This window comes from Amycolatopsis orientalis, from assembly GCF_000943515.2.
Classification (GTDB): Bacteria; Actinomycetota; Actinomycetes; order Mycobacteriales; family Pseudonocardiaceae; genus Amycolatopsis; species Amycolatopsis orientalis.
On record NZ_CP016174.1, the window covers coordinates 8,632,938 to 8,658,329 of the forward strand.

Annotated in this window: 23 protein-coding genes; 7 read left to right on the forward strand and 16 right to left on the reverse strand. The window is 68.9% G+C overall.

All coding sequences use genetic code 11. The features are described 5' to 3' along the window. Positions 1-40: 40 nt before the first annotated feature. Both rpsI and rplM read right to left on the reverse strand, forming a co-directional pair. A complete protein-coding gene (rpsI, locus tag SD37_RS37630) occupies positions 41-553 on the reverse strand; it encodes a 30S ribosomal protein S9 (protein ID WP_037314753.1) in 513 nt (170 codons plus the stop codon). A gap of 14 nt (positions 554-567) precedes the next feature. Continuing rightward, positions 568-1,020, reverse strand: a complete 453-nt coding sequence (gene rplM, locus SD37_RS37635) for a 50S ribosomal protein L13 (RefSeq protein WP_037314750.1) — start codon at positions 1,018-1,020, stop codon at positions 568-570. Positions 1,021-1,296: 276 nt separating this feature from the next. Here rplM and SD37_RS37640 point away from each other — a divergent pair, with 276 nt between their 5' ends. Both SD37_RS37640 and SD37_RS37645 read left to right on the forward strand, forming a co-directional pair. Beyond that, positions 1,297-2,187, forward strand: a complete 891-nt coding sequence (locus tag SD37_RS37640; RefSeq protein WP_044855711.1) for a hypothetical protein — start codon at positions 1,297-1,299, stop codon at positions 2,185-2,187. 62 nt (positions 2,188-2,249) lie between these two features. Then, complete coding sequence (locus SD37_RS37645; RefSeq protein WP_044855712.1) at positions 2,250-2,984, forward strand: DUF4333 domain-containing protein; 735 nt, start codon at positions 2,250-2,252, stop codon at positions 2,982-2,984. 126 nt (positions 2,985-3,110) lie between these two features. Here the strand turns inward: SD37_RS37645 and SD37_RS37650 are convergent, their stop codons facing one another. From SD37_RS37650 to SD37_RS37670, 4 genes are all read right to left on the reverse strand, one after another. Then, entirely contained in the window at positions 3,111-3,395 is a 285-nt protein-coding gene (locus SD37_RS37650) for a WXG100 family type VII secretion target (RefSeq protein ID WP_044855713.1), read from the reverse strand. 53 nt (positions 3,396-3,448) lie between these two features. Beyond that, positions 3,449-3,769 carry a WXG100 family type VII secretion target gene (locus SD37_RS37655; RefSeq protein WP_044855714.1) on the reverse strand — a complete coding sequence of 107 codons (321 nt, stop codon included), beginning with the start codon at positions 3,767-3,769 and terminating at the stop codon, positions 3,449-3,451. A 611-nt stretch (positions 3,770-4,380) separates the two neighbouring features. Then, complete coding sequence (locus tag SD37_RS37665) at positions 4,381-6,324, reverse strand: type VII secretion-associated protein (RefSeq protein ID WP_044855716.1); 1,944 nt, start codon at positions 6,322-6,324, stop codon at positions 4,381-4,383. Positions 6,325-6,392: 68 nt separating this feature from the next. Continuing rightward, entirely contained in the window at positions 6,393-10,400 is a 4,008-nt protein-coding gene (locus tag SD37_RS37670; protein ID WP_044855717.1) for a type VII secretion protein EccC, read from the reverse strand. A 462-nt stretch (positions 10,401-10,862) separates the two neighbouring features. Between SD37_RS37670 and eccD the strand changes: the two genes are divergently transcribed. After that, positions 10,863-12,227, forward strand: coding sequence for a type VII secretion integral membrane protein EccD (gene eccD, locus SD37_RS37675; protein ID WP_083255188.1), 1,365 nt, complete (start codon positions 10,863-10,865; stop codon positions 12,225-12,227). Positions 12,228-12,250: 23 nt separating this feature from the next. Beyond that, complete coding sequence (locus SD37_RS37680; protein ID WP_044855719.1) at positions 12,251-13,912, forward strand: S8 family serine peptidase; 1,662 nt, start codon at positions 12,251-12,253, stop codon at positions 13,910-13,912. A 132-nt stretch (positions 13,913-14,044) separates the two neighbouring features. On the opposite strand, the gene SD37_RS37685 is transcribed toward SD37_RS37680, so the two are convergent. The 3 genes from SD37_RS37685 to eccB are packed head-to-tail and all read right to left on the reverse strand — an operon-like array spanning position 14,045 to position 17,216. Next, entirely contained in the window at positions 14,045-15,202 is a 1,158-nt protein-coding gene (locus SD37_RS37685) for a WXG100 family type VII secretion target (protein ID WP_044855720.1), read from the reverse strand. Positions 15,203-15,207: 5 nt separating this feature from the next. Further along, positions 15,208-15,534 (reverse strand): hypothetical protein, encoded by a 327-nt coding sequence (locus SD37_RS37690; RefSeq protein WP_235783667.1) that lies wholly within the window; start codon positions 15,532-15,534, stop codon positions 15,208-15,210. Positions 15,535-15,590: 56 nt separating this feature from the next. Further along, positions 15,591-17,216 carry a type VII secretion protein EccB gene (gene eccB / locus SD37_RS37695; protein WP_083255189.1) on the reverse strand — a complete coding sequence of 542 codons (1,626 nt, stop codon included), beginning with the start codon at positions 17,214-17,216 and terminating at the stop codon, positions 15,591-15,593. Between the two features lie 537 nt (positions 17,217-17,753). On the opposite strand from eccB, the gene eccE reads away from it, so the two are divergent. The 3 genes from eccE (at position 17,754) to SD37_RS37710 (ending at position 20,858) form a co-directional block, all read left to right on the forward strand. Continuing rightward, the gene (gene eccE / locus SD37_RS37700) at positions 17,754-18,935 is read left to right on the forward strand and encodes a type VII secretion protein EccE (RefSeq protein WP_044855722.1); all 1,182 of its coding nucleotides are present in this window, start codon (positions 17,754-17,756) and stop codon (positions 18,933-18,935) included. Beyond that, positions 18,932-19,654, forward strand: a complete 723-nt coding sequence (locus tag SD37_RS37705) for a hypothetical protein (RefSeq protein ID WP_037314709.1) — start codon at positions 18,932-18,934, stop codon at positions 19,652-19,654. The genes eccE and SD37_RS37705 overlap by 4 nt, the downstream gene beginning before the upstream one ends. Positions 19,655-19,898: 244 nt before the next feature. Then, a complete protein-coding gene (locus SD37_RS37710) occupies positions 19,899-20,858 on the forward strand; it encodes a hypothetical protein (protein WP_044855723.1) in 960 nt (319 codons plus the stop codon). On the opposite strand, the gene truA is transcribed toward SD37_RS37710, so the two are convergent. The 7 genes from truA to rpsM all read right to left on the reverse strand — a co-directional run bounded on the left by truA (position 20,828) and on the right by rpsM (position 25,194). After that, positions 20,828-21,661, reverse strand: a complete 834-nt coding sequence (truA, locus tag SD37_RS37715) for a tRNA pseudouridine(38-40) synthase TruA (RefSeq protein ID WP_083255352.1) — start codon at positions 21,659-21,661, stop codon at positions 20,828-20,830. The two genes, SD37_RS37710 and truA, sit on opposite strands and share 31 nt — an antisense overlap. 73 nt (positions 21,662-21,734) lie before the next feature. Beyond that, positions 21,735-22,298: a 50S ribosomal protein L17 gene (gene rplQ, locus SD37_RS37720; RefSeq protein WP_044855725.1), complete on the reverse strand. Its 564-nt coding sequence runs from the start codon at positions 22,296-22,298 to the stop codon at positions 21,735-21,737. 77 nt (positions 22,299-22,375) lie between these two features. After that, positions 22,376-23,449 carry a DNA-directed RNA polymerase subunit alpha gene (locus SD37_RS37725; protein ID WP_005166811.1) on the reverse strand — a complete coding sequence of 358 codons (1,074 nt, stop codon included), beginning with the start codon at positions 23,447-23,449 and terminating at the stop codon, positions 22,376-22,378. A gap of 127 nt (positions 23,450-23,576) precedes the next feature. Then, positions 23,577-24,182 (reverse strand): 30S ribosomal protein S4, encoded by a 606-nt coding sequence (gene rpsD, locus SD37_RS37730; RefSeq protein ID WP_037314696.1) that lies wholly within the window; start codon positions 24,180-24,182, stop codon positions 23,577-23,579. 23 nt (positions 24,183-24,205) lie between these two features. Further along, the gene (gene rpsK, locus SD37_RS37735) at positions 24,206-24,613 is read right to left on the reverse strand and encodes a 30S ribosomal protein S11 (protein ID WP_004558885.1); all 408 of its coding nucleotides are present in this window, start codon (positions 24,611-24,613) and stop codon (positions 24,206-24,208) included. 18 nt (positions 24,614-24,631) lie between these two features. Then, positions 24,632-24,817: a hypothetical protein gene (locus tag SD37_RS37740; RefSeq protein ID WP_004558884.1), complete on the reverse strand. Its 186-nt coding sequence runs from the start codon at positions 24,815-24,817 to the stop codon at positions 24,632-24,634. Then, positions 24,814-25,194: a 30S ribosomal protein S13 gene (gene rpsM / locus SD37_RS37745; RefSeq protein ID WP_005166805.1), complete on the reverse strand. Its 381-nt coding sequence runs from the start codon at positions 25,192-25,194 to the stop codon at positions 24,814-24,816. Before rpsM ends, SD37_RS37740 begins: the two co-directional genes overlap by 4 nt. Between the last annotated feature and the right edge of the window lie 198 nt (positions 25,195-25,392).

A 25,392-nucleotide genomic window follows, 5' to 3' on the forward strand; every position in this document is an offset into this window, starting at 1 on the left:
AGACGGATGGGCGCTTCCGCGGGTTGCGCCAGAGGCGCGATCAGCGCTTGCTGTACTGCGGAGCCTTACGGGCCTTCTTGAGGCCGTACTTCTTCCGCTCCGTGGCGCGGGCGTCACGGGTCAGGAAGCCGGCCTTCTTCAGGGCCGGGCGGTCGTCGGCGTCGACCTCGACGAGCGCACGGGCGATCGCGAGACGGAGCGCACCGGCCTGGCCCGAGATCCCGCCACCGTGCAGGTTGGCGAAGATGTCGAACGAGTCGGGCTTGTCGACCGTCACCAGCGGCTCACGGATGAGCTGCTGGTGCACCTTGTTCGGGAAGTACTCCTCGAGCGTGCGGCCGTTGAGCTTGAACTCACCGGTACCGGGAACGACGCGCACCCGGACGACGGCCTCCTTGCGGCGGCCGACGGTCTGGGCGTTGCCACCGGCGGCACGCGACGGGCGCGCGGCGGCCGGGGTCTCGCTGGTGGCGACGGCGTCGCCGACAGCGGGGGTCTCCGTGGTCGCGACGGCCTCGACGGCTTCGGTCGCGGTCTCCTCGGTGCTGGTCACAGACTGTTCCTCACTCACTGCGCGACCTGCGCGATCTTGGTGATCTCGCGCGCCTGCGGCTGCTGCGCGGCGTGCGGGTGCCCGGGGCCGGCGTAGACCTTGAGCTTCTTCGCCTGGGCGCGGCCGAGCTTGTTCTTCGGGAGCATGCCCTTGACGACCTTCTCGAGCAGGTGCTCGGGCTTGGTGTCGAGCAGCTCGCCGAAGGAGCGCTTGCGCAGACCACCGGGGTAACCGCTGTGCCGGTACGCGAACTTCTGCTCGCGCTTGTTACCGGTGAGCGCGACCTTCTCGGCGTTGACGATGATGACGAAGTCACCGGTGTCCACGTGCGGGGCGTAGGTCGGCTTGTGCTTGCCGCGCAGCAGCGTGGCGACCTCGGTCGCGAGCCGGCCGAGCACGACATCCTCGGCGTCGATCACGTGCCAGGCACGAGTGACGTCGCCGGGCTTGGGGCTGTACGTGGGCAAGGGTCTACCTCGTCGTCAACATTGCGTGTGGGTTCTGTGCGGGCCTAGCGCTTACGCGCCGCAGCGCACAACGACATATGAAGATACCCCCACGCCCGACCCTACTGCGAAGCGGGGGTCGGTCCGGGGTCCCATACTAGGACCGGCGCCCGGCGGGCGCCCGGCAATCGTACCCCGCCGGTGTGGCGGAACCGCCCACGGCATCACCTTCGGCGGGAGAGGATGAGACGATCCGGACGCGCACCGCGCGCGGGGACTCGATTCAGGGGAACGGCGATGAACAAACGGCCAACGATCATCTTGTGCGTGCTGGGCGCCGTGCTGGCGCTCACCACCGCCTGCGGCCAGGGACGTGCGGGCACCGCCGTGCCGAAGGGCGACGACGCGGCGACCTACGTCGGCACGAAGTTCGAAACGGCGATGAACAAGCTGCAGGAAACCATCGGCGACCAGCGCGACGTCACCAGCGAATCGGGCGCCTACTTCCGCTTCGACGAGAAGTACATCCGCAGCACGATCTCCTCGGCGCGCACCGGTTCCCCGGAAGGCCGGGTCAGCCGTCACCGCTCGCAGAAGAACCCGGACGACAGCGTCGACTGGTACACCCCGGCCGAAGGGGCCGTCGAATACGCGTACCTCGGCCCCGCCTACAAGAGTCTCGCCCCGACACCCTGGGTCTCGATGCCGAAGTCCGAGGCCGGGCTGACCATTCCGTGCGCTTGGAGCGGGATCATCACCGCCTGCAAGATGGCCGACGCCATCGCCGTGGCCTACAACGCGGACAGGAAGGTCGTGAAGGGCGCCAAAAGCCTTCCGGAGAAGCGGATCGAGCTGGCCGCCGACGTCCCGTTCGGGAAGTTCATCGAGCGGCGGGTAGAGGTCCTGCCCGCGTCGATCAGCGGGGCCATCACGGACGAGATGAAGAAGGCGCCGGTCCAGACCACGGTCTCGCTCAACGCGGACGGGACGCTGAACCAGATCGTGATGGAGGCCAAGATCGAAGGCGGCGGCCACAAGATCGAACTGCGCTACGACTTCCGCTTCACCGGCAAGGCGACCGCGCAGGACCTGCCGAAGCTGCCGGACGCGTCGCAGATCACCGTGCTGCCGGACAAGGCGGCGAAGGACGACTTCAATCGCCGGTTCGCCGAGCTGAAAGGCGTCTGACGCATGACCGAACGCCTTCATCCCGACGCTGTGAAGTTCTCGACGCCCCGAGGTGACCACCGATGAGCCAGCCGCCCGAACAGCAGCCGCAACAGCCGCAACAGTGGTGGCAGCCACCGGCGAATCCCGCGAACCAGCAACAGGGCTGGCAGCAGGAAGGTCAGGCCACCGGCCCGCATTCCGGGCAGTGGCAGCAGAACGACGCGAATGCCGCGACCACCGGCTCCTATACCGGGCAGTGGCAGCAGCCCGGCCAGCCCGGCGTCACCGGCTCGTTTTCCGGGCCGTGGCAGCAAAGCAGCGCTCCGGCGCCGGGAGCGGCGTGGCAGCAGCAACCGCCGCAGCAGCCCGCGCCGCAGCAGAATTGGCAGGCGCCGCAACAGACTCCACCGCAGGGGCAGTACGGCGGAGGGTTCCAGCCCGCGCAGTCGTCGTCGCAATACGGCGGACTCGGCGCCTTCGGTGAGTCGCAGAAGAAGCCGAAGGTTTCGAAGAAAACGTTGTTGATCGGCGGAATCGCCGCGGCCGTCGTGGTCGCCGGCGGGGTCGGCGCTTGGCTGCTCGGCGCGTTCGCGGGCGACAGTCTCGATCAGAAGTCGGTCCAGGACGGTGTCGTCCGCGTGCTCAACGAGCATTACGGGGAACCGGACGTGAAGAACGTGGCCTGCCCTTCCGGCCAACCGGTGGAGAACGGCACCACGTTCGACTGCTCGATCGACCTTTCGGGGCAGCAGAAGAAGGTCACCGTCCGGGTGCTGAACACCACGCCGGAATTCGAGGTCGGCGCGCCGCACTGATCTTCGCCCGATACACCGAAAGCCGCGATGGAGTTCTCCGTCGCGGCTTTTTCTTTCGCAAGAACGAAACGGCGGGCTCGGCATCCGAAGATGCCTGCCCGCCGTTGCTCGTTCCGAGCGTGAGACTCAGAACAGGCCGGTGACGCCCTGCTCCGTGGCCTGGTAGCCGTCGGCCAGCTGCGGCAGAACGCCGGCGACCTGCGCGAGGAGCTGCTTGAGCTCCTCGAACTTGTTGTCCCACTCCTGCTGCGCAGCCAGGTACGCGGTCTGCGCGTCACCCTGCCAGGTGTTGACCAGCGGAGCGAGGTCGCTCTTCAGCTGACCGAACAGCGACTCGAGCTCCCCACCGGTCTTCTTGCAGTCGTCGGCCGCGGTGTGGATCGTCTGGTAATCGACCTTCATGTCGGACATGGTTTCCTCCAGTGGTTAAGAAAGTCTGCGGGGTTGGTGCGGGTGAGCCGAGATCAGCCGAGGACGCCGAAGCCGGCGTTGACCGACTTGATGAGTTCCTGCTGCTGCTGCTCGGAAGCGTTGTACTTCGAACCGGCCTGCTCGAGCAGTTCGCCGATGTTCTGGAGGGCCTGGTTGAGTCCCCGGCCCGCTTCGTCGAAGCGCTTCATCACGTTGTTGAACGCGATCGCCGCGTCGCCGGTCCAGCCGGCCTGGGTGGCTTCGATGTTGCTGCGGAGCGTGCCCAAGTTCTGGTCCATCGAAACGCGGACCTCGGTCACCCGCTTCTCGGCCTGGGTGAACTGCTCGACATCTCCCTGAAAACCGCCAGCCATGGGAAGAACCCCCTTCGTTCGTGGTTATCCGCACTTGGTGTGTTCGTTTCGTACGGACCTACGACGGAGACCCTGCCATGTCTGGTTCCCCCTTGTCGCCGTTTGGTTTCAAGTAGTTGCTTGCGTGAACGCTCGCCAGGGGAACCGGTCGGCGGCAAGGCGTCCACCTGGCGCGAATCGCGTGAAGAAATGGCCTTTCACCACGGGATTTCGCAAGTGCACAGCGTTCGATCATTCACCGCGGATCATGATTCGCGACTGCGAAAAGTCTTCGTCGTCGTCACTCACACGTGGCCGACGGGACGCCGATTCTGGCCGAAGGGGAACCAACTCTGCCGCCGAGGGCAAAGCGGGAACCGGAAGACCGGCGCCCGCGCGGAACCGTTTCGCGGCGTTCCGGACGTCGCTGGGAGTCGGGGCGGTCTCCCCGCCCGCGAGCCGTCCTCTGCCGAATTGCTTCGCCAGTTCGGCGTTCTCGCCCCGCAGGCGTTCGTACCGTGCCTTCGCCGTGCGGGCGACCTGACGGGCGTAAGTGACCGCGTCGCGCCCTGTGCGCGCGAAATGCTCGGCGGCTGTCTCGGGTTCGGGTGGCATCAGTCGTCCACCTCCCTTCAGTTGACGACCGCCATCGTTTTGACGACCTGCTCGCAGGCCGCGCTCACCCGCTGTACGAGCGGTGAGCCGGTGCCGTACTGGCAGCCGATGTGGACGCGGATCTTTCCCTGAGCGACGACGTACCAGTCGACGCGTGCCTTCGGTTTGGTCTCGCGGTAGTAGATGACGGTCTTCCCGGCGTACCCCGCGGAACCGTTGAAGCCGCTGTATTGCTCCGGCTTGGCCGCCGCTTCCGCGCCGAGTTCGTCGACGAGCTTCTGTCTGTCCGCCGTCGCGTCGTAGTTCATCACGTACTCCTGGGCGACCACGAGGTCGTCCCCGGTGAGGGAGTCGCTCGGATGGATCACCACCTGGCGCTGGGCGACCCTGTCGTCGGTCTGGGTCCAGTCCATGGGCGCGATGAAGCGGTAGTCGTACTGGGCGAGCGGCCTGCCCGCCGGTTCGTCGTCCCCACTGTTGACCGCGAAGAGGACGCCCCCGACGACAGCGGCCACGGCGACCACGGCCGCGGCGATGATCCAGGGCGTCTTTTTGCCCTTCCCGCGTCGCTCGGCCGCTTTGGGCTCGCGGGAGGGCTCGCCCGGCCGCCACGGCGGCGGCGCCATCCCCAGCTGCTGTTGCCCCATCGGCGGGGACGGCGGCCCCTGCCGCGTCGCGTTTAGCGGGCTAAAGGCGACCTGCGGGGGTGGGGCGGGCTGGAACTGGGGGCGCGGGGCCTCGGGGCGGCGGTCGGCGGGGGACGGCGCGGGAGCGGCGCCGACGCGGGAGACCGCGGAGCCCGCCAGCGAGCCCGTCCGGTCCGGATCGATCAGCACGGCGCGCAGGGCGCCCCGTGCGACCACGGTCTCCGGCTGGTCGAGGGTGGTGGGCACGACACCGGTCCGCTCGTGCACGAGCCGCGACACCATCGGGATCCGGCTGGACCCGCCCACCAGGAAGATCGCCGTCAGCTGCTTCGGCCGCAGCCCGGAGTCGGCGATCGCGGCGACCGTCAGCTCGACCGCGCGCCCCAGCGGGCCCGCGATGAGCCGTTCGAGGTCCTCCCGGGTCACATGGGCGTCGGCGAACGGCGGCGGCATCGGGACGTCGGTGTACGCGTGCCGCGAGAGCGTTTCCTTCGCACCGCGCACGTCCTGCCGCAGTACACGGCGGCGTCGCCGGTCGGTGAGTTCGCGGCCCTCGACCAGCTTCCGCCATTCCGGCGGATCCACGGACGACACCAGCGAGCCGACGTGCTCCAGGAGCGCCTGGTCGACGTCCGCCCCGCCGAAGCTCGGGTCCCCTCGGGTGGCCAGCACCTGGAACCCGGCGCGTTTAGCGGGCGAACTGCGATCCGCCGGGCTGCCGGGCATCCGCTGGACCACGGAGACGTCGACGGTGCCGCCACCGAGGTCGAGTACCGCGAGGGCGTCCCCGGGCCGGCCGCTGAACTCGACGGTGCGCTCGGAGTTCAGCTCGGCCGGGGCGAACGTCGCCGCGTGATAGACCGCCGCGGCGACCGGCTCCGGGACGAGGGCGACCTGGCGCGCCAGCCGTCCGGCTGCCTGCCGGAGCAGGCGGGTCCGGGTCGCGCCCCAATCGGCGGGGTGGGTCAGGACCAGCAACTCGACCTCGGCGTCACCGGCGAGCCGGCGCGCCTCTGTCACCGCGCGCTTCAGCACGGCGTGCACGACGTCCGTCACGCGGAGGACGTTGTCGCCCAGCAGCAGGTCGCCTTCGTCGATCCGGCGCTTCGGGTTCGGCTCGTACCGCGACGGGTCCACCGCCGCCTGCCGTTCGGCCTCCTGGCCGACGAACAGCGTCCCGTCCGGCGCGGCGTAGACCGCCGACGACATCAAGGGCTGCCCGTCCACCACGACGACCTGCGGCTCGCGGCCGTTGATCGAAGCGACTACGCAGGTGCTCGATGTCCCGAAGTCCACCGCTACCCGCACTGTCACAAGCCACTCCCGCAGATCGTCGTCGTCACCCCACGCCCGGCCGGTACCTCACCTGGTTCCGCGGGAGGTCAGTCCGGCTGGATCCACGAGACCTGCATGAGCTGCTTGCCGTGCTTCCGCGTGACGAGGTTTCCCCGTCCCGGCGGCATCTGGCTCGGCTTCACGTTGGCGATGAGGTTGCCCTCGTCCCGCGAGCCGTTCATGACCATACCGGGCGCCGCGATCTCCCTGAGCTTGCCGAGGATCGGATCGAACATCGCCCGGGCCGCGCCACCGCTCCGGCGCACCACGACGATGTGCAGGCCGACGTCCTTCGCCTGGGCGAGGAACTCGGCGAGCGGCTTCAGCGGGTTGCTCGTCTGCGTGGCGACCAGGTCGTAGTCGTCGACGATGATGAACAGCTCCGGACCGGTCCACCAGGACCGGGTCTTCAGCTGTTCCTGCGTCACGTCCGGACCGGGGAGCCGCCGGGTCATCGACCCGTGGACGTCCTTGACCATGCTCTCCAGCTGCGCGGCGGACACCGCGTAGCCGAGCAGCTGGTCGCCGCCGATGAAGCCGAGCATCGTGCGCCGGTAGTCGACGAGGATGATGACCGCGTCCTGCGTCGTGTACCGCTCGGTGATACCCCGGGTGATCTGCCGCAGCAGGTTCGTCTTGCCCGACTCGCCGTCCGCGAACGCGTAGAAGTGCGAATCGGCCATGAAGTCGAGGTAGATCGGCTGGAGGTCTTCCTCGTTGACACCGATCGGCACCAGCTTCGTGTTGCGCTTGGAGTCGATGCTGAGGACCTCGTCGTAGGTGACCATCTCGGGCAGCAGGCGGACCTGCGGCGCCGGGCGGCCACGCCACGCGCCCTTGATCTTCGCCACGGCGTCGGCGACACCGGCGGCGACGTCGTCGGGGTTGCTCGATCCGTCGATCCGCGGCAGACCGGTCAGCAGGTGCAGCTTGTCCCTGGTCAGACCACGGCCGGGACGACCGGCCGGGACGTTGACCGCGACGCGGCGGTCGATGTCGGACTCGCTCGGGTCACCGAGGCGGAGCTCGAACCGGGTACCGATCATGTCCTTGATGGCCGGGCGGATGTCCGCCCACCGGTTCGCCGCGATGATGACGTGCACGCCGTAGGAAAGACCCTGGGTGGCGAGCTTGGTGATCGAGGTTTCCAGCTCGTCGAAGTCGTCCCGCAGGGCCTTCCAGTTGTCGACGATCAGGAAGGCGTCGCCGAAGGCATCGTCTTCGGGTTTGATCTCGCCGCGCCGTTTCCGGTTGCGGAACTCGTTCATCGAGTCGATGCCCAGTGCGCCGAACTTGCCTTCCCGCTCGGTGAGCAGGGTGGTCAGCTCGGCGACGATCCGGCGGGCCTTGTCCGGCTCACGCCGGGCGACGGCGACGCCACCGACATGCGGCAGGCCCTGGAGACCGGCCAAGGTACCGCCACCGAGGTCGAGCGCGTAGAACTGCGCCTCTTCGGGGGTGTGGGTCAGCGCCATCGACATGATCAGCGTCCGGAGCATGGTCGACTTGCCCGACTGCGGGCCGCCGACGATCACACCGTGCCCGGCACCACCGGAGAAGTCCGCCCAGAGCAGGTCACGGCGCTGTTCGTAGGGCCGGTCGACGATGCCGAGCGGCACCTGAAGCCGTCCGTTCCCGAAGAACCCGACCGGGGAGAGACCGCGGTCGTCGGTGGGGTTCAGGTTCGGCAGCAGGGTGTCGAGCGAGTTCGGTTCCTTGAGCGGCGGCAGCCAGACCTCGTGTGCCGGCGGGCCCTGGCCGATCAGCCGGGACACGATCACGTCGAGTTCGCTGGGTTCGACGGCCTCTTCCGACTTGGCCTGCTCCACCGGCGCGGCCTCGATCTGCTGCGGCTCCGGCTCCTTCGGCAGTTCGACGAAGTCCGGGACGAACAGCTGCGGGCGCTTGTCGGCGCGGACCACGGTCGCGACCGGGCCCGCCGCCTTGATACCGGCGGGCCGGTACGGGCCCGAGACGTACGAAGCCTTGAAGCGGACCAGCGTCGAGGTGTCGTACTTCAGGTAACCGCCACCGGGGACGGACGGCAGTTCGAACGCGTCGGGCACGCCGATCGCGGCACGGGATTCCGCGGCGGAGAAGGTCTTGAGACCGATGCGGTAGGAAAGGTGCGAGTCGAGACCGCGCAGCTTGCCCTCTTCCAGCCGCTGCGACGCGAGGAGCATGTGCATCTGCAGCGACCGGCCCAGCCGTCCGATGGCGACGAACAGGTCGATGAAGTCCGGCTTCGCGGCCAGCAGCTCGGAGAACTCGTCACAGACGATGAAGAGCGCGGGCAGCGGGTCGAGGTCGGCGCCGTTCTCGCGGGCCTTCTCGTACTCCCAGACGTTCTTGAAGTTACCGCCGTTTTTCAGCGCCTCCTGGCGCCGGTTCATCTCCCCGGCCAGCGCGTCCTTCATCCGGTCGACCAGCGTGACCTCGTCCGCGAGGTTGGTGATGACCGCGGAAACGTGCGGCGCGGCGTCCAGACCGAGGAACGTCGCACCACCCTTGAAGTCGACGAGGACGAAGTTCAACGTGCTCGACGAATGCGTCGCCAGCATGCCCAGCACCAGGGTGCGGAGGAACTCGGACTTACCGGAACCGGTCGCCCCGATGCACAGGCCGTGCGGGCCCATGCCCTCCATCGCGGCTTCCTTGATGTCCAGCTCGACCGGCTGGCCGTACTCGCCGACGCCGAACGGGACGCGGTAGCGGTCCCGCACCGGGCGCGGCCGCCAGGCCTGCTGGACGTCGAAGGTCATCGGGTCGCCGGGGATGCCCAGCAGTTCGAGCAGACCGGGGTTCGACAGCAGCGGCTCTTCTTCGGCGGCGTCCTGCGCGGCCGTGCCGACGCGGTAGGGCGCGAGGAGCCGAGCCAGCGCTTCGGCCTCGACCACGCTGAGCGTGTCCGGACGGCCGAACCACTCGACGCCGCCGGCGCTGCGCGCGCCGAGGCGGTCTTCCTCGACGACCAGCCGCAGACCACGACGGGCCGCGAGGTTGCCGATGGAGTCGGAAAGGTCGATGAGGGTGACGCCGACGAGACCCTCTTCGAGGATGATCTGTTCCTCGCGGGTGACCTCGGCGTCGTCGATGACGATGACGACGTGCGGCTGGTCCGGAGCGGGCGTCGCGTTCCGGGAGAACCGCTGGCGGTCACGGAGTTCTTCGTCGAGCCACTGCTCGATCTGCGCGAGGGAGCCCGCCATCATCCGCAGCTGGCCGATGCCGTCGGCGAGCGCGGGGTGCTGGGCGTGCGGCAGCCACTTCGCCCATTCCCATTCCTCCTTGGCGCGGCCCGCCGTCGCGACCGCGATGAGGACGTCGTCGGGGCTGTGGAAGGTGACCAGCTGGGCCAGCATCGCGCGGGTGAGGCCGCGGGTCAGGCCGCGGTCGCCCTGCATGCTGACCGCGGCGAACCCGCGGAGGGTGATCTGGGTCGGGAGGTCCGGGACGATCGAGTGCGCGCGGACGAACCGGCGCAGGGCCAGCGTCGCGATCGGCTCCAGCTCGTCGACCGGGCCGGTCTGCGGCGGCACGAGCCGCGTCGCGAGGCGGTGCGAACTGCGGCCGACACGGAGGTGGAGGAAGTCCTGGTCGTTCTGGCGGCGTTCCCACATGCGGCGGCTCGCGGCCAGCGACCACAGCGTCTGCGGGTCGGGGTGGACCCATTCGAGCGCGGCACGCTGGTCGACCATGGCCTCGCGGGCCCTGTCACGCATCTGGCCGAGGTAGCGCAGGTAGTCCTTGCGGTCCTCGTCCATCTCGGCCTTTTTGGCGCCGCCGCCCTTGCCCGCACCACCGGCCATCATGCCGACGGTGCTCAGCACCATCATGCCGCCCATCATCATCATCATGGGGTTGCGTCCACCCGTGGTGAACATGAAGACCATCATCCCGAGGGAGGCGACGATCATCACCGCGGGAAGCAGCTTCATGACGATGTTGCCCGGGATGGTGCGCGGCACCTCCGGTGGCGGTTCGAGATGCACCTCGCCACCCGGCGGGCGCGGCGCCGCCAGCCGCGGTGACTTCTTGAACTGCAGCGTGCTCATCGAAGGACCCCTCTTCAAACTCGACGATGGCGGCCACCGTTGGTGCGCGTACTGGTGCGCGAGACAACCTATCGAACGTGGCCGGGGAAAATCCGGACAACGCCGAGAACGGCCCCGACCGGGGCCATACGCATGCCGGGGAGTGTAGGGCTCCGGACCGACAAGACCCAACGAACCCGCAGGCCCCCGGTCGGCCGACGTCGACTTTCGCGGGCTAACCGTGCTCCGGTGCCACGGGCCCTCCAGGATGCTTAGGACTGCTAAGCGTCACCTTTAGCCCGCGAAAGTCGACGTGCCGGCCGCGAAGGCAGCGGGGGGCCCACGGGTCGTCTCCCTTACTTTTGCCGGTCTTTTTCCGACAGTCGATGATGTGGGCACCCGGGTTCGGTATAAGTTCCCCCGGGAGCAGACTCTCAGGGCAGGGGGAAGGCAGTGGCAACGGGCACGACGGTATTCAGCAGGGTGACGGTGGTCGCACCACGCACCCGGATCGACGTGGCTTTGCCGGCTGACGTCGCGGTGGCGGACCTGCTGCCCATGCTGTTGGAGATGGCGAAGGAGGCGACGCCGGACGGCGGCGCCCGCCATGGCGGCTGGGCGCTGGCGAAGCTGGGCGACGCACCGCTCGACCCGAGCCGGACCCTCGCGTCCCTCGGCGTCGTCGACGGCGAACTGCTGCAGCTGCGCAAGCGCAACGAGAACCCGCCTCCGCCGCTGTACGACGACGTCGTCGACGCGATCGCGGAGTCCTCCCCCGACAGCTTCCGCCCCTGGACCAAGGAGACTGCCCGCCGCTTCGGGCACATCGCGGGCGGCCTGGCCCTGTTCTTCGCGGCCCTCGCCCTCTTCACCAGTGGCTCGTTCTACGGCGGCAACGCCCTCGCCGCCGCGATCGCCGGCGGCGTCGGCGCGATCGCGTGCGTCGCGATCGGCGCGACGCTCGCCAAGGCCTACAAGGCCGAGGCGACCGGTGTCCTGATCGCCGCGACCGGTGGTCTGCCGCTGGCCTTCGTCAGCGGGTTCTACATCGTGCCGGGGCTGTCCCTGTGGGCGAACCTGCTGCTCGCGAGCACCCTGGTGATCATCGTGGCGGCGGTCTGCATCCTCGTCATCGGCCACGGGATCACCACCTTCATCGCCGCCGCGACGACGGCCACGATCTCCGCGCTGACGTTCCTGGCCGCGACGCTCATCGACACCCCGATCCCCGGCATCGCCGCCGGCGCGACCGCGTTCGCGCTTGCCTGCATCTCGATCCTGCCGCGCGCAACCATCAAACTCGCCGCCCTGCCGACGCCGCACGTTCCCGGCAGCGCCGAAGAACTCAAGGAAGACTCCGGCTTCCCGGACTACCGCGCCATCGAACGCCGCACCGCGGTCGCCCACGAGTACATGACCGGCCTGCTGACCGGCTGCGGCGCGGCCACGGCGCTGTTCGCGATCATCGCCTCGACGTCGTCGTCGATCTTCGGCCCGATCCTCGGGGTGGTCGCCACGCTGGTCTTGCTCCTGCGTGCGCGGGCGTACGCGAACGGCGCGCAGGCCATCGCGCTGCTGACCACCGGCATGGTGTCCGGTGCCGGCATCCTGCTCGGCTGGATGTGGTCGGCGAGCCCGCTGAACCGCGTCCTGTTCGTGTTCGGCGCGCTGCTGCTGATCGGCGCGGGCGCGCTCGTGGTCGGCGTGATCTTCCCGAACCAGCGTTTCTCGCCGCCGCTGCGGCGGACCGTGGAGATCTTCGAGGCCGTCTTCATCGCGACGGTGCTCCCGCTGGCGCTCGGCGTCATGGATCTCTACACGACGCTGCGCCACCTCAACTTCAAGTGACGACCCGATCGGATGATGCTCTGATGGCCGTAGCGCGGAAGTCCAGGGGGACGCGCGTCCGCCACCTCGGCCTCGCCGGGCGCACCGGAACGATGCTCCTCGCGGCCGGTATCGGTGTTCTCTCGCCGGCGTCGGTGGCACTTCCGGCGTGGGCGCAGCAAAGCAGCACCGCGCCGGACGCGGGTGGCTATTACGCGACGCCGCCTCCGGTGGACAAGTCCAAGAGGCCGAACGACGAGGGCAAGCCGGACAAGAACTACGAGCAGAAGACGCAGTGCGTGCAGCGCAGCAAGCTCGGCGGCGATCAGGTCGACATCAAGAACCGCCCGTGGGGCCAGGAGTACCTGCAAATCGAAAAGGTGCACCAGTTGATGCGCGGCGCCACCGGTTCGGTCGGTAAAGACGTCAAGGTCGCCGTGATCGACACCGGCGTCACCCAGCACCCGTACTTCAACGGCCGCGTCCAATCGGGAGGCGACTACGTCGCGAATCCCAACGGCGGCAAGCAGCCGGGGCTCGAGGACTGCGACGGCCACGGCACCGAAGTGGCGGGGATCATCGCCGCGAACCCGCCCGACGCGAGTATCGGGTTCCGCGGGGTCGCACCCGACGCCACCATCCTTTCGATCCGGCAGTCGAGTCAGAACTACGAGGAGGCGGAGAAGAAGGCCGAGCCGCCGCCCCCGCCGCCCTCGTCGTCGAACGCGGCACCTCCGGCCTCTTCCAACAACCCGGGATCGCAGCTTCCGCCGTCCTCGCAGGGAAACAGCGCCGTCGGCGGTGCGGCGGACGGCACGGCGCCGGGCCAGAACAAGGGCGGACGGCAGCAGGAGCAGGGCAAGACCGCCGGGACGCTGAAGACGCTCGCGCAGGCCGTGGTCCGCGCCGTCGACAAGGGCTCCCAAGTGATCAACATGTCCGTCGACAACTGCCGTCGGGCGGACGGCGGCATCACCGAGGGCGAGCAGCAGCTGCAGGCCGCGGTGAACTACGCCGTCGAGCACAACGTGGTCGTCGTCGCGGCGGCGGGCAACGTCGGTGACAAGTGCCCGCAGAACGATCAGCCCGATCCCAAGTCCCCCAAGATGATCGTCACGCCGCCGTGGTTCGCCGACGACGTCCTGTCCGTCGCGGCGATCGACGACACCGGCGGTGTCGCGGAATTCAGCGTCAACGGGCCGTGGGTCAGCGTCGCCGCCCCGGGCACCAAGATCATTTCGCTGGACCCGGCTGAAGGGTCGAGCAGCCTGGCCAACCTGACCATCGAGGGCAACGGGGAACCCGGCGCCATCCAAGGGACCAGTTTCGCCGCGCCGTACGTCGCGGGCGTGGCCGCTCTGGTGCGCGCCAAGTTCCCGGGGCTGACGGCTCGCGAGGTGATGAACCGGATCAAGGCGACGGCGCAACACCCCGCGGCGCCGGGCGGGCGCGACAACTTCGTCGGATTCGGGGTCATCGACCCGATCGCGGCGCTGACGGCGATCGTGCCGTCGGAAGCGGACAAGGCCAAGCCGGTCCAGCTGCCCGCGAACCTGCCGCCCGCGAACGACCGCGACTCCGCTCCGATGATCGTCGCGCTCGCCGGAACGGGCGGGGGCCTGGTGGCGCTGCTCATCACGCTGTTCGTGGTGCACTCGGTCCGGCGCAACCGGCCGGCCACCTCACCTGGCCGCAAGACCCCGTAGCACTTGCGTTTCGCGGGCTAACCGTGATCTGGGGCGCGCCCCTGCCCGCCCCGGATCGCGGTTAGCCCGCGAAAGTCGCTCTGCCGCGCCGGGTCGCGCTTAGCCCGCGAAAGTCGCTCCGGCCGTGGGCACCTACTTGGCGGGCTTGGGCTTCGGGCTCGGTTTCGCGGGGGCGTCGTCCTCGCCGATCACGGGCGGGACGACCTGGCCGGGCTGACCGACCACGTCGGAGGGCTTCGAGGCGGGCCGCGTCTTCGACTGGTGAGCCGTCCCGCCTCCCCCGCCCATGCCCATCCCCATCGGCGCCATCCCCATCGGCATCATCGCGGTCCCCGCCCCGGCGCCCGCGTGGCCGGCGGAAGGCGAGGCCTGCACGGGCGCGACCTCCGGGATCGGCGCCTGCCCTTGCTCGATCAGCGGTTCCTGCGATCCGGTCTTCCGGCCGTCGGCGGGATCGGCCGCGGACGGCGACGTCGACTGCTCCTCGGAATCAGGCTCAGCGGTTTCCGCTCCGCCACCGGCGTTCTTCTCCGGCACCGGCGCCCCGGCCACCGCGGAATTGTCGTGCAGTTTGAACTCGTCCTGCGGGAATCGGTGAGTGATCTCGATGCTTCGCGAAGCCGCATCAGGATCGTCGACGCCGTCGCAAAGCCTCACGAAGCCCTCAAGCACGTCGCGGGCCGCCTCGTAGAGCGCCTTGGCCGACTCCTGCGCCTCCTCCAGCTGGGTCCGCGCCCGCCGGACACCGCCGACCGGCAGCATCGCGGTCTCGGACGTCAGCTCGGCCGTATCGACCAGAACCTCGACGAGGTCGGTCAGGATGCGCCGGATCGACAGCACCAGCTCGTCGAGTGAACCCGCCAACGCGGTGAGGGCGTCCTCGACGTCAGAACCTGCGACCTTTATGTCGCCGATGTACGCGACGAACGCATCGGCGTCCTTGCCCGACCATCCGGCGTCGAGGCGGCCGAGGTCCTCGGCCAGTTCCTTCGAAACGGTGCCCGCGGCCTTCGCCGCTTTCCGAAGCCTGTCCGCCTCGTCCTTCAAGTCCTCCCAGCGCCCCGCGAGCGGGGTCAGGTAGGCCTCGACCGGATCGATCAGCCCCAGATGGCCGGACAACTCGGTGAGGAACGCGAGATGCGGCGCCGCGGCCGCGACCAGGTCATCCTCGCCCGCGCCGGTCGCGTTTAGGGGGCTAAACGCACTCGGGACCGCCTCGGGAACGGCAGGGCGCGCCGACGCCATCGGGTGCGGGATGGAATCGGTCGGGTGTTCCGACTCGGCGATCATGCTGCTCAGAGCTCCACGGCGCGCTTGATCATCTGGGCGGCCTCGTCGTCGTGCCCGGCGTGCCGCGCGGTCACCGTGTGCAGGGCCTCCGACGCCGAACGCAGCGCGGCCGCGCCCTCCACCAGCTGACGCCGGATGGCCTCGGCCGCGCTTCCGTAAGACGTGCCGAGCCCGAGTTCCTCTCCGAGCGTGCCGTAGGACTCGACGGTGACGCCGTCCCCGGTCACCTCGGCGGCCGCCAGCTCGAGTTCTCCGGCGGCCGCGTCCACCCGCTTCGCATAGTCACCGACGGCGGCGCCGTCGATCTTCAGGCCGGCCACTGCACCCTCCACTCACCCGATCGTGCTTGGGCGTTGAGACGCGCGCGCCTGCCCAGGGGTTCCCGCGTTCAGTTCCCCGCCGGGGCCTGCTGCGACTGGGTCGCGACCGAACCCGCCCTGTCGTCGATCGGCACCGTGTCGAAGGTGCGGAGTACGTCCTGCGTGTTCAGCGACGCGCCGACCGGCAGGATCCTGACGATCGACTCCGGGGCGGGCACCCGCTTGTTGAGCCCGATCGAGTCCGCCGTGACCGCGTCGGGCACGCCGTAGCGGATCCCGCGATCGGAGATCAGCTGGATCGGTCCCTTGTCGAAGGTCTCCTTGCCGGTCGCGGACTGGACGACGGCGGCGAAACCGGGCTCCATGAAGAAGCTGTTGATCGGCGCGCCGACCGGGCCGGGAGTACCGATCTTGACCCCGGGCGCGGAACCGTCGGCGTTCCTGCCCTTCGGCAGCTTGTCGTCGACGAACACCGCGGTGTGGCCGTCCCGGTTGCTGCCTTCACCGACGATGGACCAGCTGAGGCAGGAGACCCGGGAGCCCTGGGTCGCGTTGAGCACCGTCGGCACGCTCTGGGGGTAGGCGTCGACCTCGACGAAGCCCGGCTGCCCCTTGGCCACCCGCGTGACGTTGCGGATCTTGCCCAGCGCCACGGACATGACCGAAGTGCTGCCGTCGTTCTTCCCGGTCTGCACGATGTCCGCGACGGCCGGGGAAACGGCCTGGATGCCTTCCCGCGTGATGAGGTGGAAGTCCAGCTGCCCGCCGGCCTGCTCGGTGGAGAAGACGTCCCCGACCTTGAGGCCGTCGATGTCGAAGTTGGGGGTTTCGCCCTTGCCTGCGACGTCCGGCAGCTTCAGCTCGGGAACCTCGGGGATCGCATCCAAAAGGCCCTGGGACATACCGCGAGGCTGATCCGGCAGCTTCAACGCGGACAGCACGGCACTGGCGTCGGGCTTGATCTCGGCCTTGACGGCGTTCGCGTTCGGGAGGTTGGGATTCGACGCCAGCCGGTAGATCAGGTAGGTCCTGCCGTTGGCGCCCTTCGCCAGCAAGGCCTCGTTCTGGCCCAGCTCACGGTTCCCCAGCTGCTTCACACCGGCGTAGACGGTCGTCTCCGTTTTCGTGAGATCCGGCCGGGGCACTGTCGGGTCGTACATGACCTCGTCGCACACGCCCCAGTCCGGGGCGACGCGCTGGCCTTCCGTCGGCATCAGCTGCGGGCCGTTGGGAATGCCCATGAGCTGACCGCGGGGAATGTTCTTCAGCTGTTCGTCGGAAACGACTGTGGGGTTCTTCACTTCGGAAGCCTGCGTGGGCCCGGAAGGTTTGTTCCCCGCCTGCTGTGCCCCTTGCTTCGACTGCGCGATGATCAGCAGCCGCGCGGAAGCGAGATTGAAGGTCGGAATCAGTTTCTTCGGGTTCCCCGCCACGACGTACACCGTTCCGGACTGTTCCCCGATGACGATGTTGCCCGCGTCCGGCACGGAGGGCTTCGGGCTCAGGAGGCCCCAGATCACGAAGACGAGGACGCCCAGCGCGGCCAGCACGACGCCCACGATGGTGGCGCGCGTGTGGGTGCGCATCGGGTCGTGGAGCATGACGGCGTCGCGACGGACCAGCGCGGATTGCATCCGGCGCAGAACGAACTGATAAGCCTGAACTTGAGACTTAGTAGTCGGCGTTGATGGCATTCTCGACCTACAGTCCTCCCCGTCGCGGTACGGTTCCGCAGGATAGCCGTACGGGGACCGTCTGGTGTGGGGTTTCTACCAACTCCAGCTAGGGTCGAGTCGCTCGGGACCGGCTTTCCGGGTACGCAGCACGCACGAGGGGAAGAGAAAGCGCGGATGTCCGTCACCACTCCTCCACGTCCGCCTGGCCCCCCGGGGTCTCAACCTCCAGGCCGCCCCCCGGGGCCGCCGCCAAGGCCCGGCAGGCCGGGTGGTCCGGGCGGCCCGGCCGGGGGCCCAGGAGGCCCCGGTGTTCCTCGCGGACCCGGTGGCCCGGGAGGCCCTGGCGGACCGCAGGGTCCCGGTGGCCCCGGTCCCGGAGGCCCTGGTGGGCCCGGTGGACCTGGTGGTCCGGGAGGCCCTGGTGGGCCCGGCGGCCCGGGCGGTCCTCCGCCTGGCGGCCCCAGCCCGCAGTCCGGCCCTCCGCCCACCCCGGCGGTACGGATCTCCGCGCCCGCGCGACGCCGGACCGGCGGGATCAACCTCGGTCCGCTGCCCGTGGCGAACCTGGTCGTCCTCGAACTCGGGCTCGCGGTCGGCCTCGTCCTGCTCGCGATCGACATGAAGCTGAAGTACGTCGCGATCGGCGTGCTCGGGGTCGCGATCATCATCGCGTTCCTGCGCTGGGGCGGCCGATGGTTCACCCAATGGGCTGGACTCACCCTGCGGTACATGTTCCGTTCGCATGATCGCGTGGCGAACCCGCTTCCGCCGAGCAGCATCGAGACGCTCGCCGCCGAAGAGGACGCCGTCACCGGTCCCGACGACGCGCGGGTGAACCTGCTCCGCCTCGCCGTACCCGATCTCGTCGTCGCGCACGGCGTCGACCACGAACGCCAGCAGGTCGGCCTCGCGTGGCACGACGGGACGTGGACCGCGGTCCTGCTCGTCGAGCCCGCCCCCGCGCTGATCACCCAGGCCGGTGGCGCGCCGAGCCTGCCGCTGTCCGCGCTCGCGCCGTGTCTCGAAGACCGCGGCGTGGTCCTCGACTCGATCCAGATGATCTGGCACTGCTACCCGGGCAGCGCGGCTCTTCCGTCGGATTCGCCGGCGCTCAGCTCCTATATGGAGGTGCTCGGCCCGCTGCCCGCGGCGGCGCGGCGGACGACGTGGGTGGCCATCCGGCTCGACCCGCGCCGGTGCCCGGCCGCCATCCGCGAACGCGGCGGCGGCGTCGTCGGTGCCCATCGCGCGCTGATCGGTGCGCTGTCGCGGGTGCGCAACGCCTTGGAATCGCAGGGCGTGCCCACCCGGCCGCTCGACCCCGACGAGCTGCTGCGGTCCAGCATCTCGGCCGCGGAACTGACCGCGGTCGCCGGTTCGCCCGCGAAAGTCGGTCTGCAGGAGCGCTGGACCGGCGTCACCGCGGCGGGCATCGGACACGCGAGCTACGCGATCACCAGCTGGCCGAAGGGCAAGATCAGCGGCAGCCTGAACGCGCTGACCAGTGTTCGCGCGCTGTCGGCGACGGTGGCGATGTCGATCTCGCCGTCCGCTGACGAAGGCAAGATCGGCCTGCGGGGCATCGTGCGCTTGAGCGCGCGGAACCCGCGTGAACTGGACGCGGCGGACCAGCGGCTGCAGGGCATCTCGGACCGGCTCGGTGTGGCGCTGACGCCGCTGCGCGGCCTGCAGATCTCCGGGTTCTCCGCGACGCTGCCGATCGGAGGCACGGCATGAGTACCCGTATGCGTGACGCCGGCCAGAACGCCGGTGTCGCCCCGGAATTCACCGTCGACCCGGCGATGCTCGACGCGATCAGCCCGTCCGGCGACCGGGGCGGCATCGTCCTCGGGTCCGGGCTCAAGGGCGAGCCGCTGACGATCTCCGCGCTGCGCTCGACGCCGACCCGGATCGTGCTGGTCGGCGGCCTGTACCTGGCCCGCCAGGTGGCGCTGCGGGCGATGGCCGTCGGAGCGTGGGTCGTCGTGGCGACCGGACGGCCGGCCGCGTGGCAGGTTCTCCCCCAGGCGGCGGGTAACCAGCCCAATGGCAGGCCGTCGCCGCTGGTCCAGATCCGGCGGCTGTCGCCGGTGGACCTGCCGCGCCCGTCGGAGGACGCGCCGCTGCTGGTAGTGACCGACGGCGGCCCGACGCCGCAGGACCTGTTCCCGCCGCGGTCGCCGTGGCAGACGACGGTCTACGTGCTGCCGTACCTGCACCCGCAGGCCGGGGCGACCGCGAACGCGGCCGACCTGGTGCTGATGCAGCGGCTCCCGCCGGGTCAGGCCGAACTGGCCGCGCGGATCTGGCGGCTCCCGCCGCAGATGATGAAGCAGCTCACGACGCTGAAGGACGACCAGGTCGTCGCGCTGGGACGCAACCTTTGGCGTCCCCTTCGCCTGGTCACCACCGCCAAAGAACAGCAGATCCTGGGCCCGGTCCGGCGCGGCGACTAACCCCGGCACGTCGACTTCCGCGGGCTAACCGTGCTCTGCGGGGGCACTGTCCATATCGGACGGTGCCCCCGTTTTGCGTCCCGGCCCGGATCGCGGTTAGCCCGCGAAAGTCGACCTGGGGCAGGAAAAGGGGACGTCAAGGGGCAATTGTCCCGGCTGTGGATAAGCGGGGGGTTGTGGATGAATCGGCCTTCTGAGGTGGTAAGGACGATTCCTTGTCGGTCTTGTCGATCACCGTGGAGGCATGACCAAACCCTTCGATTCATCCCATCTCCCCGACGTCTTCCGCGGTTCCGAGGCACGCAAAGCGGGCCTCATCACGGCGAGCCGCCTGCGCGGTCCCAGCGTCCGGAGGCTGTTTCAGGACGTCTACACACGCGCTGACGTGGAGGTCACGCACGAGCTGCGCTGCCGGGGCGCCGCGTTGCTGGCTCCACCGGAAGCCGTGCTGACCGGCCGGTCGGCCGCGACCGTTCACGGCGTCGATCTGGCCCAGCCCAACGATCCTGTCGAGATGGTCGTGCCGGAGAAGCACCGTTTCGGCCCGATAGTCGGTATCAAGGTTCGTCGCACCGAGATCAAGCCCGAGGAATCAAAGCCGTGGAACGGTATCCGCATCGCGCGGAAAAGCCGGATCGCGGTCGACCTGCTTCTCCGGCTTTCACCCCGCAAATCCGGTTGGGTGCGAAGGCTTCGCATCGGCGTCCCGGATCTGGACCAGTTCATGAGGGCCGAGAAGCTGACCGATCTGCATCTCAACAGGGAGTTCTACGGCCGCCGCAATCGGGGAATCCGCCTGGCCAGGCATGCTTTGCGACTCTCCGATCCCCGTGCGGAGTCACCCCGGGAATCGGAAGTCCGGATCGTGCTGGCAGCCGGGGGCATCAAGACGACGCCTCAGGTCGAGGTCTACTCCCGGACAGGTGAATTCCTCGCTCGCCTGGACCTCGCGGACGACGAGGCCCAGGTCGCGATCGAATACGACGGCCGATGGCACAACACCCGGAAGCAACGCGCCCTTGACCGCGAACGCCGAAGACGGGTGGAGGCCGAGGGCTGGCGCTTCGTCATCGTCACCGCGGAAGACCTGGCGACCGACTTCGAAGGCATCGTCGAGGCCGTCTTGCGCGCTCGACGCGGCGCCATCAGCCCGGTGACTCTCCCGCGCCCGGGTCAGGAGGGGGTGCGCATGGCGCGCGTTTGATCGGCACGGGCGGCGAGTTCCGTGTCCGGAGGGTAGTCGACGGCCATCAGCGTGAGGCCGTGTGCGGGAGCGACAGCGCTATCGCGCGTGCGGCTCTCCAGGACGTCGCCGGGCCAATCCTGCGAGCGGCGGCCATCGCCGACCAGAAGCAGCGCCCCGACCAGGCTGCGCACCATCGAGTGGCAGAAAGCGTCGGCGGAAACGTCGACCTCGACCGCGTGCGGTCCGGTCCGCCGCCAGACGAGCCGCTGCAGCTCTCGGATGGTCGTCCCGCCTTCGCGCTGTTTGCAGAAGGCCGCGAAGTCCTGCAGTCCCAAAAGAGAAGCCGACGCCTCGTTCATCGCGTCGACCGAGAGCGGCCTTCCCCAGGCCAGGGTGTCGTGGCGCCTCAACGGATCCACGCCCCATGGCGCGTCGGAGACGCGGTAGCGATAGTGCCGCCGCACGGCGGAGAACCGCGCGTCGAACCCGGGGGCGGCCACCTTGGCGCTCAGCACCCGCACGTCACCCGGCAGGTACCGGTTCCATCGATGGCACATCCGGCGCAGGTCAGGAATGCCCTGCGCGTCGACCTCCAGGCGACCGGATCGCGTTTCGCCCGCTAAAGGCGACACGTCGACGTGGACCACCTGGCCGGCCGCGTGCACACCGGCATCGGTGCGGCCGGCGACGACGACGGACTTAGCGACCGAGGCTCCTGGAGGCTGCTTCGCGAGGGCCTCTTCGAGGACACCCTGAACCGTGCGCCGCCCGGGCTGTCGCGCCCAACCGGAGAAATCGGTCCCGTCGTAGGAGACATCCAGACGCAGACGAACGAGCCCGCCCTCCGTGGTGGGAGTGGCGGGCTCGTCCGGGGTGTTCGGTGCTGTCAGGACGTCAGTCCTTCTTGCTGTCCGCGTCCGCGGCGGGGGCCTCAGCGGCCTCGTCGGCGGCGGGAGCCTCGGTGGTCTCCGGAGCCTCGGTGGCGGCCGTGTCGGCAGCCTCAGGGGCGTCGGTGGTCTCCTCGGCGGCCGGGGCGGCAGCCTTCGGCTCGTCCTTGGCGAACTTCGTCTTGCGCGCGGCCTCGGCCTCGGCGGTGACGGTCTTCTCGGCCACCAGTTCGATGACCGCCATGGGGGCGTTATCGCCCTTGCGCGCCATCGTCTTGGTGATCCGGGTGTAGCCACCCGGACGCTCCGCGAAGAACGGGCCGATCTCGGCGATCAGCTTGTGCACGACATCCTTGTCGCGCACGATGCGCTGGATCTGACGACGGTTGTGCAGGTCGCCCCGCTTCGCCTTCGTGATCAGCTTCTCGGCCAGCGGGCGCACCCGCCGGGCCTTCGCCTCGGTCGTCGTGATCTTGCCGTGCTCGAACAGCTGGGTGGCCAGGTTGGCCAGAATCAGCCGCTCGTGCGCGGGCGACCCGCCGAGACGGGGTCCCTTTGTGGGGGTGGGCATCGGTTCTCCTCGTTCAGCTCACAGCTGGAGGCCGTCGCTCCCCCACCCCTACTGGTGTGAGGGAGCCGTAGCTGGCCTTACAGCTGCTCCGTCTCTGCGTAGTCCTGGCCATCGTCGTGGCCATTGTCCGAAATTCCGTCCGTGATGCTGTCGACGCCCTCGGACCAGCCTTCACCGTCGTAGCTGGCCGCGGCCGCGGTCGGGTCGAACCCGGGCGGGCTGTCCTTCAGCGCGAGGCCGAGACCGACGAGCTTGAGCTTGACCTCGTCGATCGACTTCGCGCCGAAGTTGCGGATGTCCAGCAGGTCGGCCTCGCTGCGCGAGACCAGTTCGCCGACGGTGTGGATGCCCTCGCGCTTGAGGCAGTTGTACGACCGGACGGTGAGGTCCAGGTCCTCGATCGGCATCGCGTAGGCGGCGATGGTGTCCGCCTCCTGCGGCGACGGGCCGATCTCGATGCCCTCGGCGTCGACGTTCAGCTCGCGCGCGAGACCGAACAGCTCCACCAGCGTCTTACCGGCCGACGCGACGGCGTCCCGCGGCGTGATCGACGGCTTCGTCTCCACGTCCAGGATCAGCTTGTCGAAGTCGGTGCGCTGCTCGACACGGGTCGCCTCGACCTTGTAGGTCACCTTCAGCACCGGGGAGTAGATGGAGTCGACCGGGATCCGGCCGATCTCCGCGCCCGCCTGCTTGTTCTGCAGGGCCGGAACGTAACCGCGGCCGCGCTCGACGACGAGCTCGATCTCGAGCTTGCCCTTGCCGTTCAGCGACGCGATGTGCAGATCCGGGTTGTGCACGGTGACACCGGCCGGGGGCACGATGTCGGCGGCCGTGACCTCACCGGGGCCCTGCTTGCGCAGGTACATGGTGACCGGCTCGTCCTCTTCCGAGGAGACCACGAGCTCCTTGAGGTTCAGGATGATGTCGGTGACGTCTTCCTTCACCCCGGGAACGGTGGTGAACTCGTGCAGCACGCCGTCGATGCGGATGCTCGTCACGGCCGCGCCCGGAATGGACGACAGCAGCGTGCGCCGCAGCGAGTTGCCGAGCGTGTAGCCGAAGCCGGGCTCCAGCGGTTCGATGGTGAACCGGGAGCGGGTCTCGTTGACCGTCTCTTCGCCGAGAGCCGGCCGCTGGGAAATCAGCATCTTTCCTAATTCCTTTCCAAACGGCGCCCGCCATATGACACCGAAAGGGATGGCGAAACGGCGGCGCACTCCGGGCGCCGCCGCCCGTGCCCACACCGGGCCGGGGTTTCCCCGGCCCGGTGATGGATCACTTCGAGTAGAGCTCGACGATCAGCTGTTCCTGAACCGGAACGTCGATCTGAGCGCGCTCCGGGAGCTGGTGGACCAGCACACGGAGGTTGGACGGAACAACCTGGAGCCACGCGGGAACGGGACGCTCGCCGAACGACTCCTTGGCAGCGACGAAGGGCAGCATCGCGAACGACTTCGGCCGCACGTCGATGATGTCCCACTTGCTGACCTGGTACGAGGGCACGTTGACCTTGACGCCGTTGACCACGAAGTGGCCGTGGCTCACCAGCTGACGCGCCTGACGGCGGGTGCGGGCGATGCCGGCGCGGTAAATCACGTTGTCGAGACGGGACTCGAGGATCTGCAGCAGGTTCTCACCGGTCTTACCGGGACGCCGGACGGCTTCCTTGTAGTACCGGACGAACTGACGCTCGAGAACGCCGTAGGTGTAACGAGCCTTCTGCTTCTCCTGCGACTGCAGGAGGTACTCGGACTCCTTGATCCGGCCACGGCCGTGCTGGCCGGGCGGATAGGGGCGACGCTCGAAAGCCTGGTCGCCGCCGATGAGGTCAACCTTGAGGCGACGCGAAATACGCGTCGCGGGGCCGGTGTAACGAGCCATTTCTTCTTACTCCTCCCCGTTCCTCAGACCCGGCGCCGCTTGGGCGGGCGGCAGCCGTTGTGAGGCTGCGGGGTCACGTCCTGGATGGTGCCGACCTCGAGGCCGGCCGCCTGCAGCGAGCGGATCGCCGTCTCGCGGCCCGAACCCGGGCCCTTCACGAAAACGTCGACCTTCTTCATGCCGTGCTCGGCAGCCTTGCGGGCGGCGTTCTCGGCGGCCATCTGCGCGGCGAACGGGGTGGACTTACGCGAGCCCTTGAAGCCCACGTGACCACTCGACGCCCACGCGATCACGGCACCGGTCGGGTCCGTGATCGAGACGATGGTGTTGTTGAAGGTGCTCTTGATGTGCGCGTGGCCGTGCGCGACATTCTTCTTTTCCTTGCGGCGGACCTTCTTGGCCCCCGCCGCAGTACGAGACTTCGGTGGCATGTTCTGAGGGTTCTCCTGTTAGCGCGCGTTCTCTTGGTGAGCGGCGACCGCTTCGGCCTGGCCGCGCCGGATGATCGAACCGGCGTCGGTGTACAGGTTGCGGAGCGCCATCGGGCGGGCGTAGAGCGCCTTGGGCGAGACACATGCCGAGCCGCGGCGGTGAACGCCGCCCATCTGCACGACCTTCTTGCCCTGGACGCTCACTTCTTGCCAGCCTTCTTCTTGCCAGCGACCGTCTTCTTCGGACCCTTACGGGTGCGGGCGTTGGTCTTGGTGCGCTGACCACGGACGGGAAGTCCGCGACGCCAGCGAAGGCCCTCGTAGCACCCGATCTCGATCTTCCGACGGATGTCGGCGTTCACCTCACGGCGAAGGTCACCCTCGACCTTGAAGTTCTCCTCGATGTAGACCCGCAGCTTGGCGAGGTCGTCATCGCTCAGATCCTTGACGCGGGTGTCCGCGTTGAGCTCGGCAGCCGCGATGAGCTGCTTCGAGCGGGTACGGCCGATGCCGTAGATGTAGGTCAGCGCGATCTCCAACCGCTTTTCGCGGGGGAGGTCTACGCCAGCGAGTCGTGCCATTGGCGTTGATGCTCCTTCATAGAATTCATCTTCAGGTCTGCTCCCCGTCCGGTCCCGGGACCGACTCGCCTGTCGTGCCCTTGGCTTGCGCTTCGGGTGTCCCGGCCCCGGCCTGAAGTCCGGGGGTGAACCGGGCCGTTCGCACGGCCCGGCAGGTGCGGGGAGATTGTGTAGCCGTCAATCCACTCTGAACGAGTG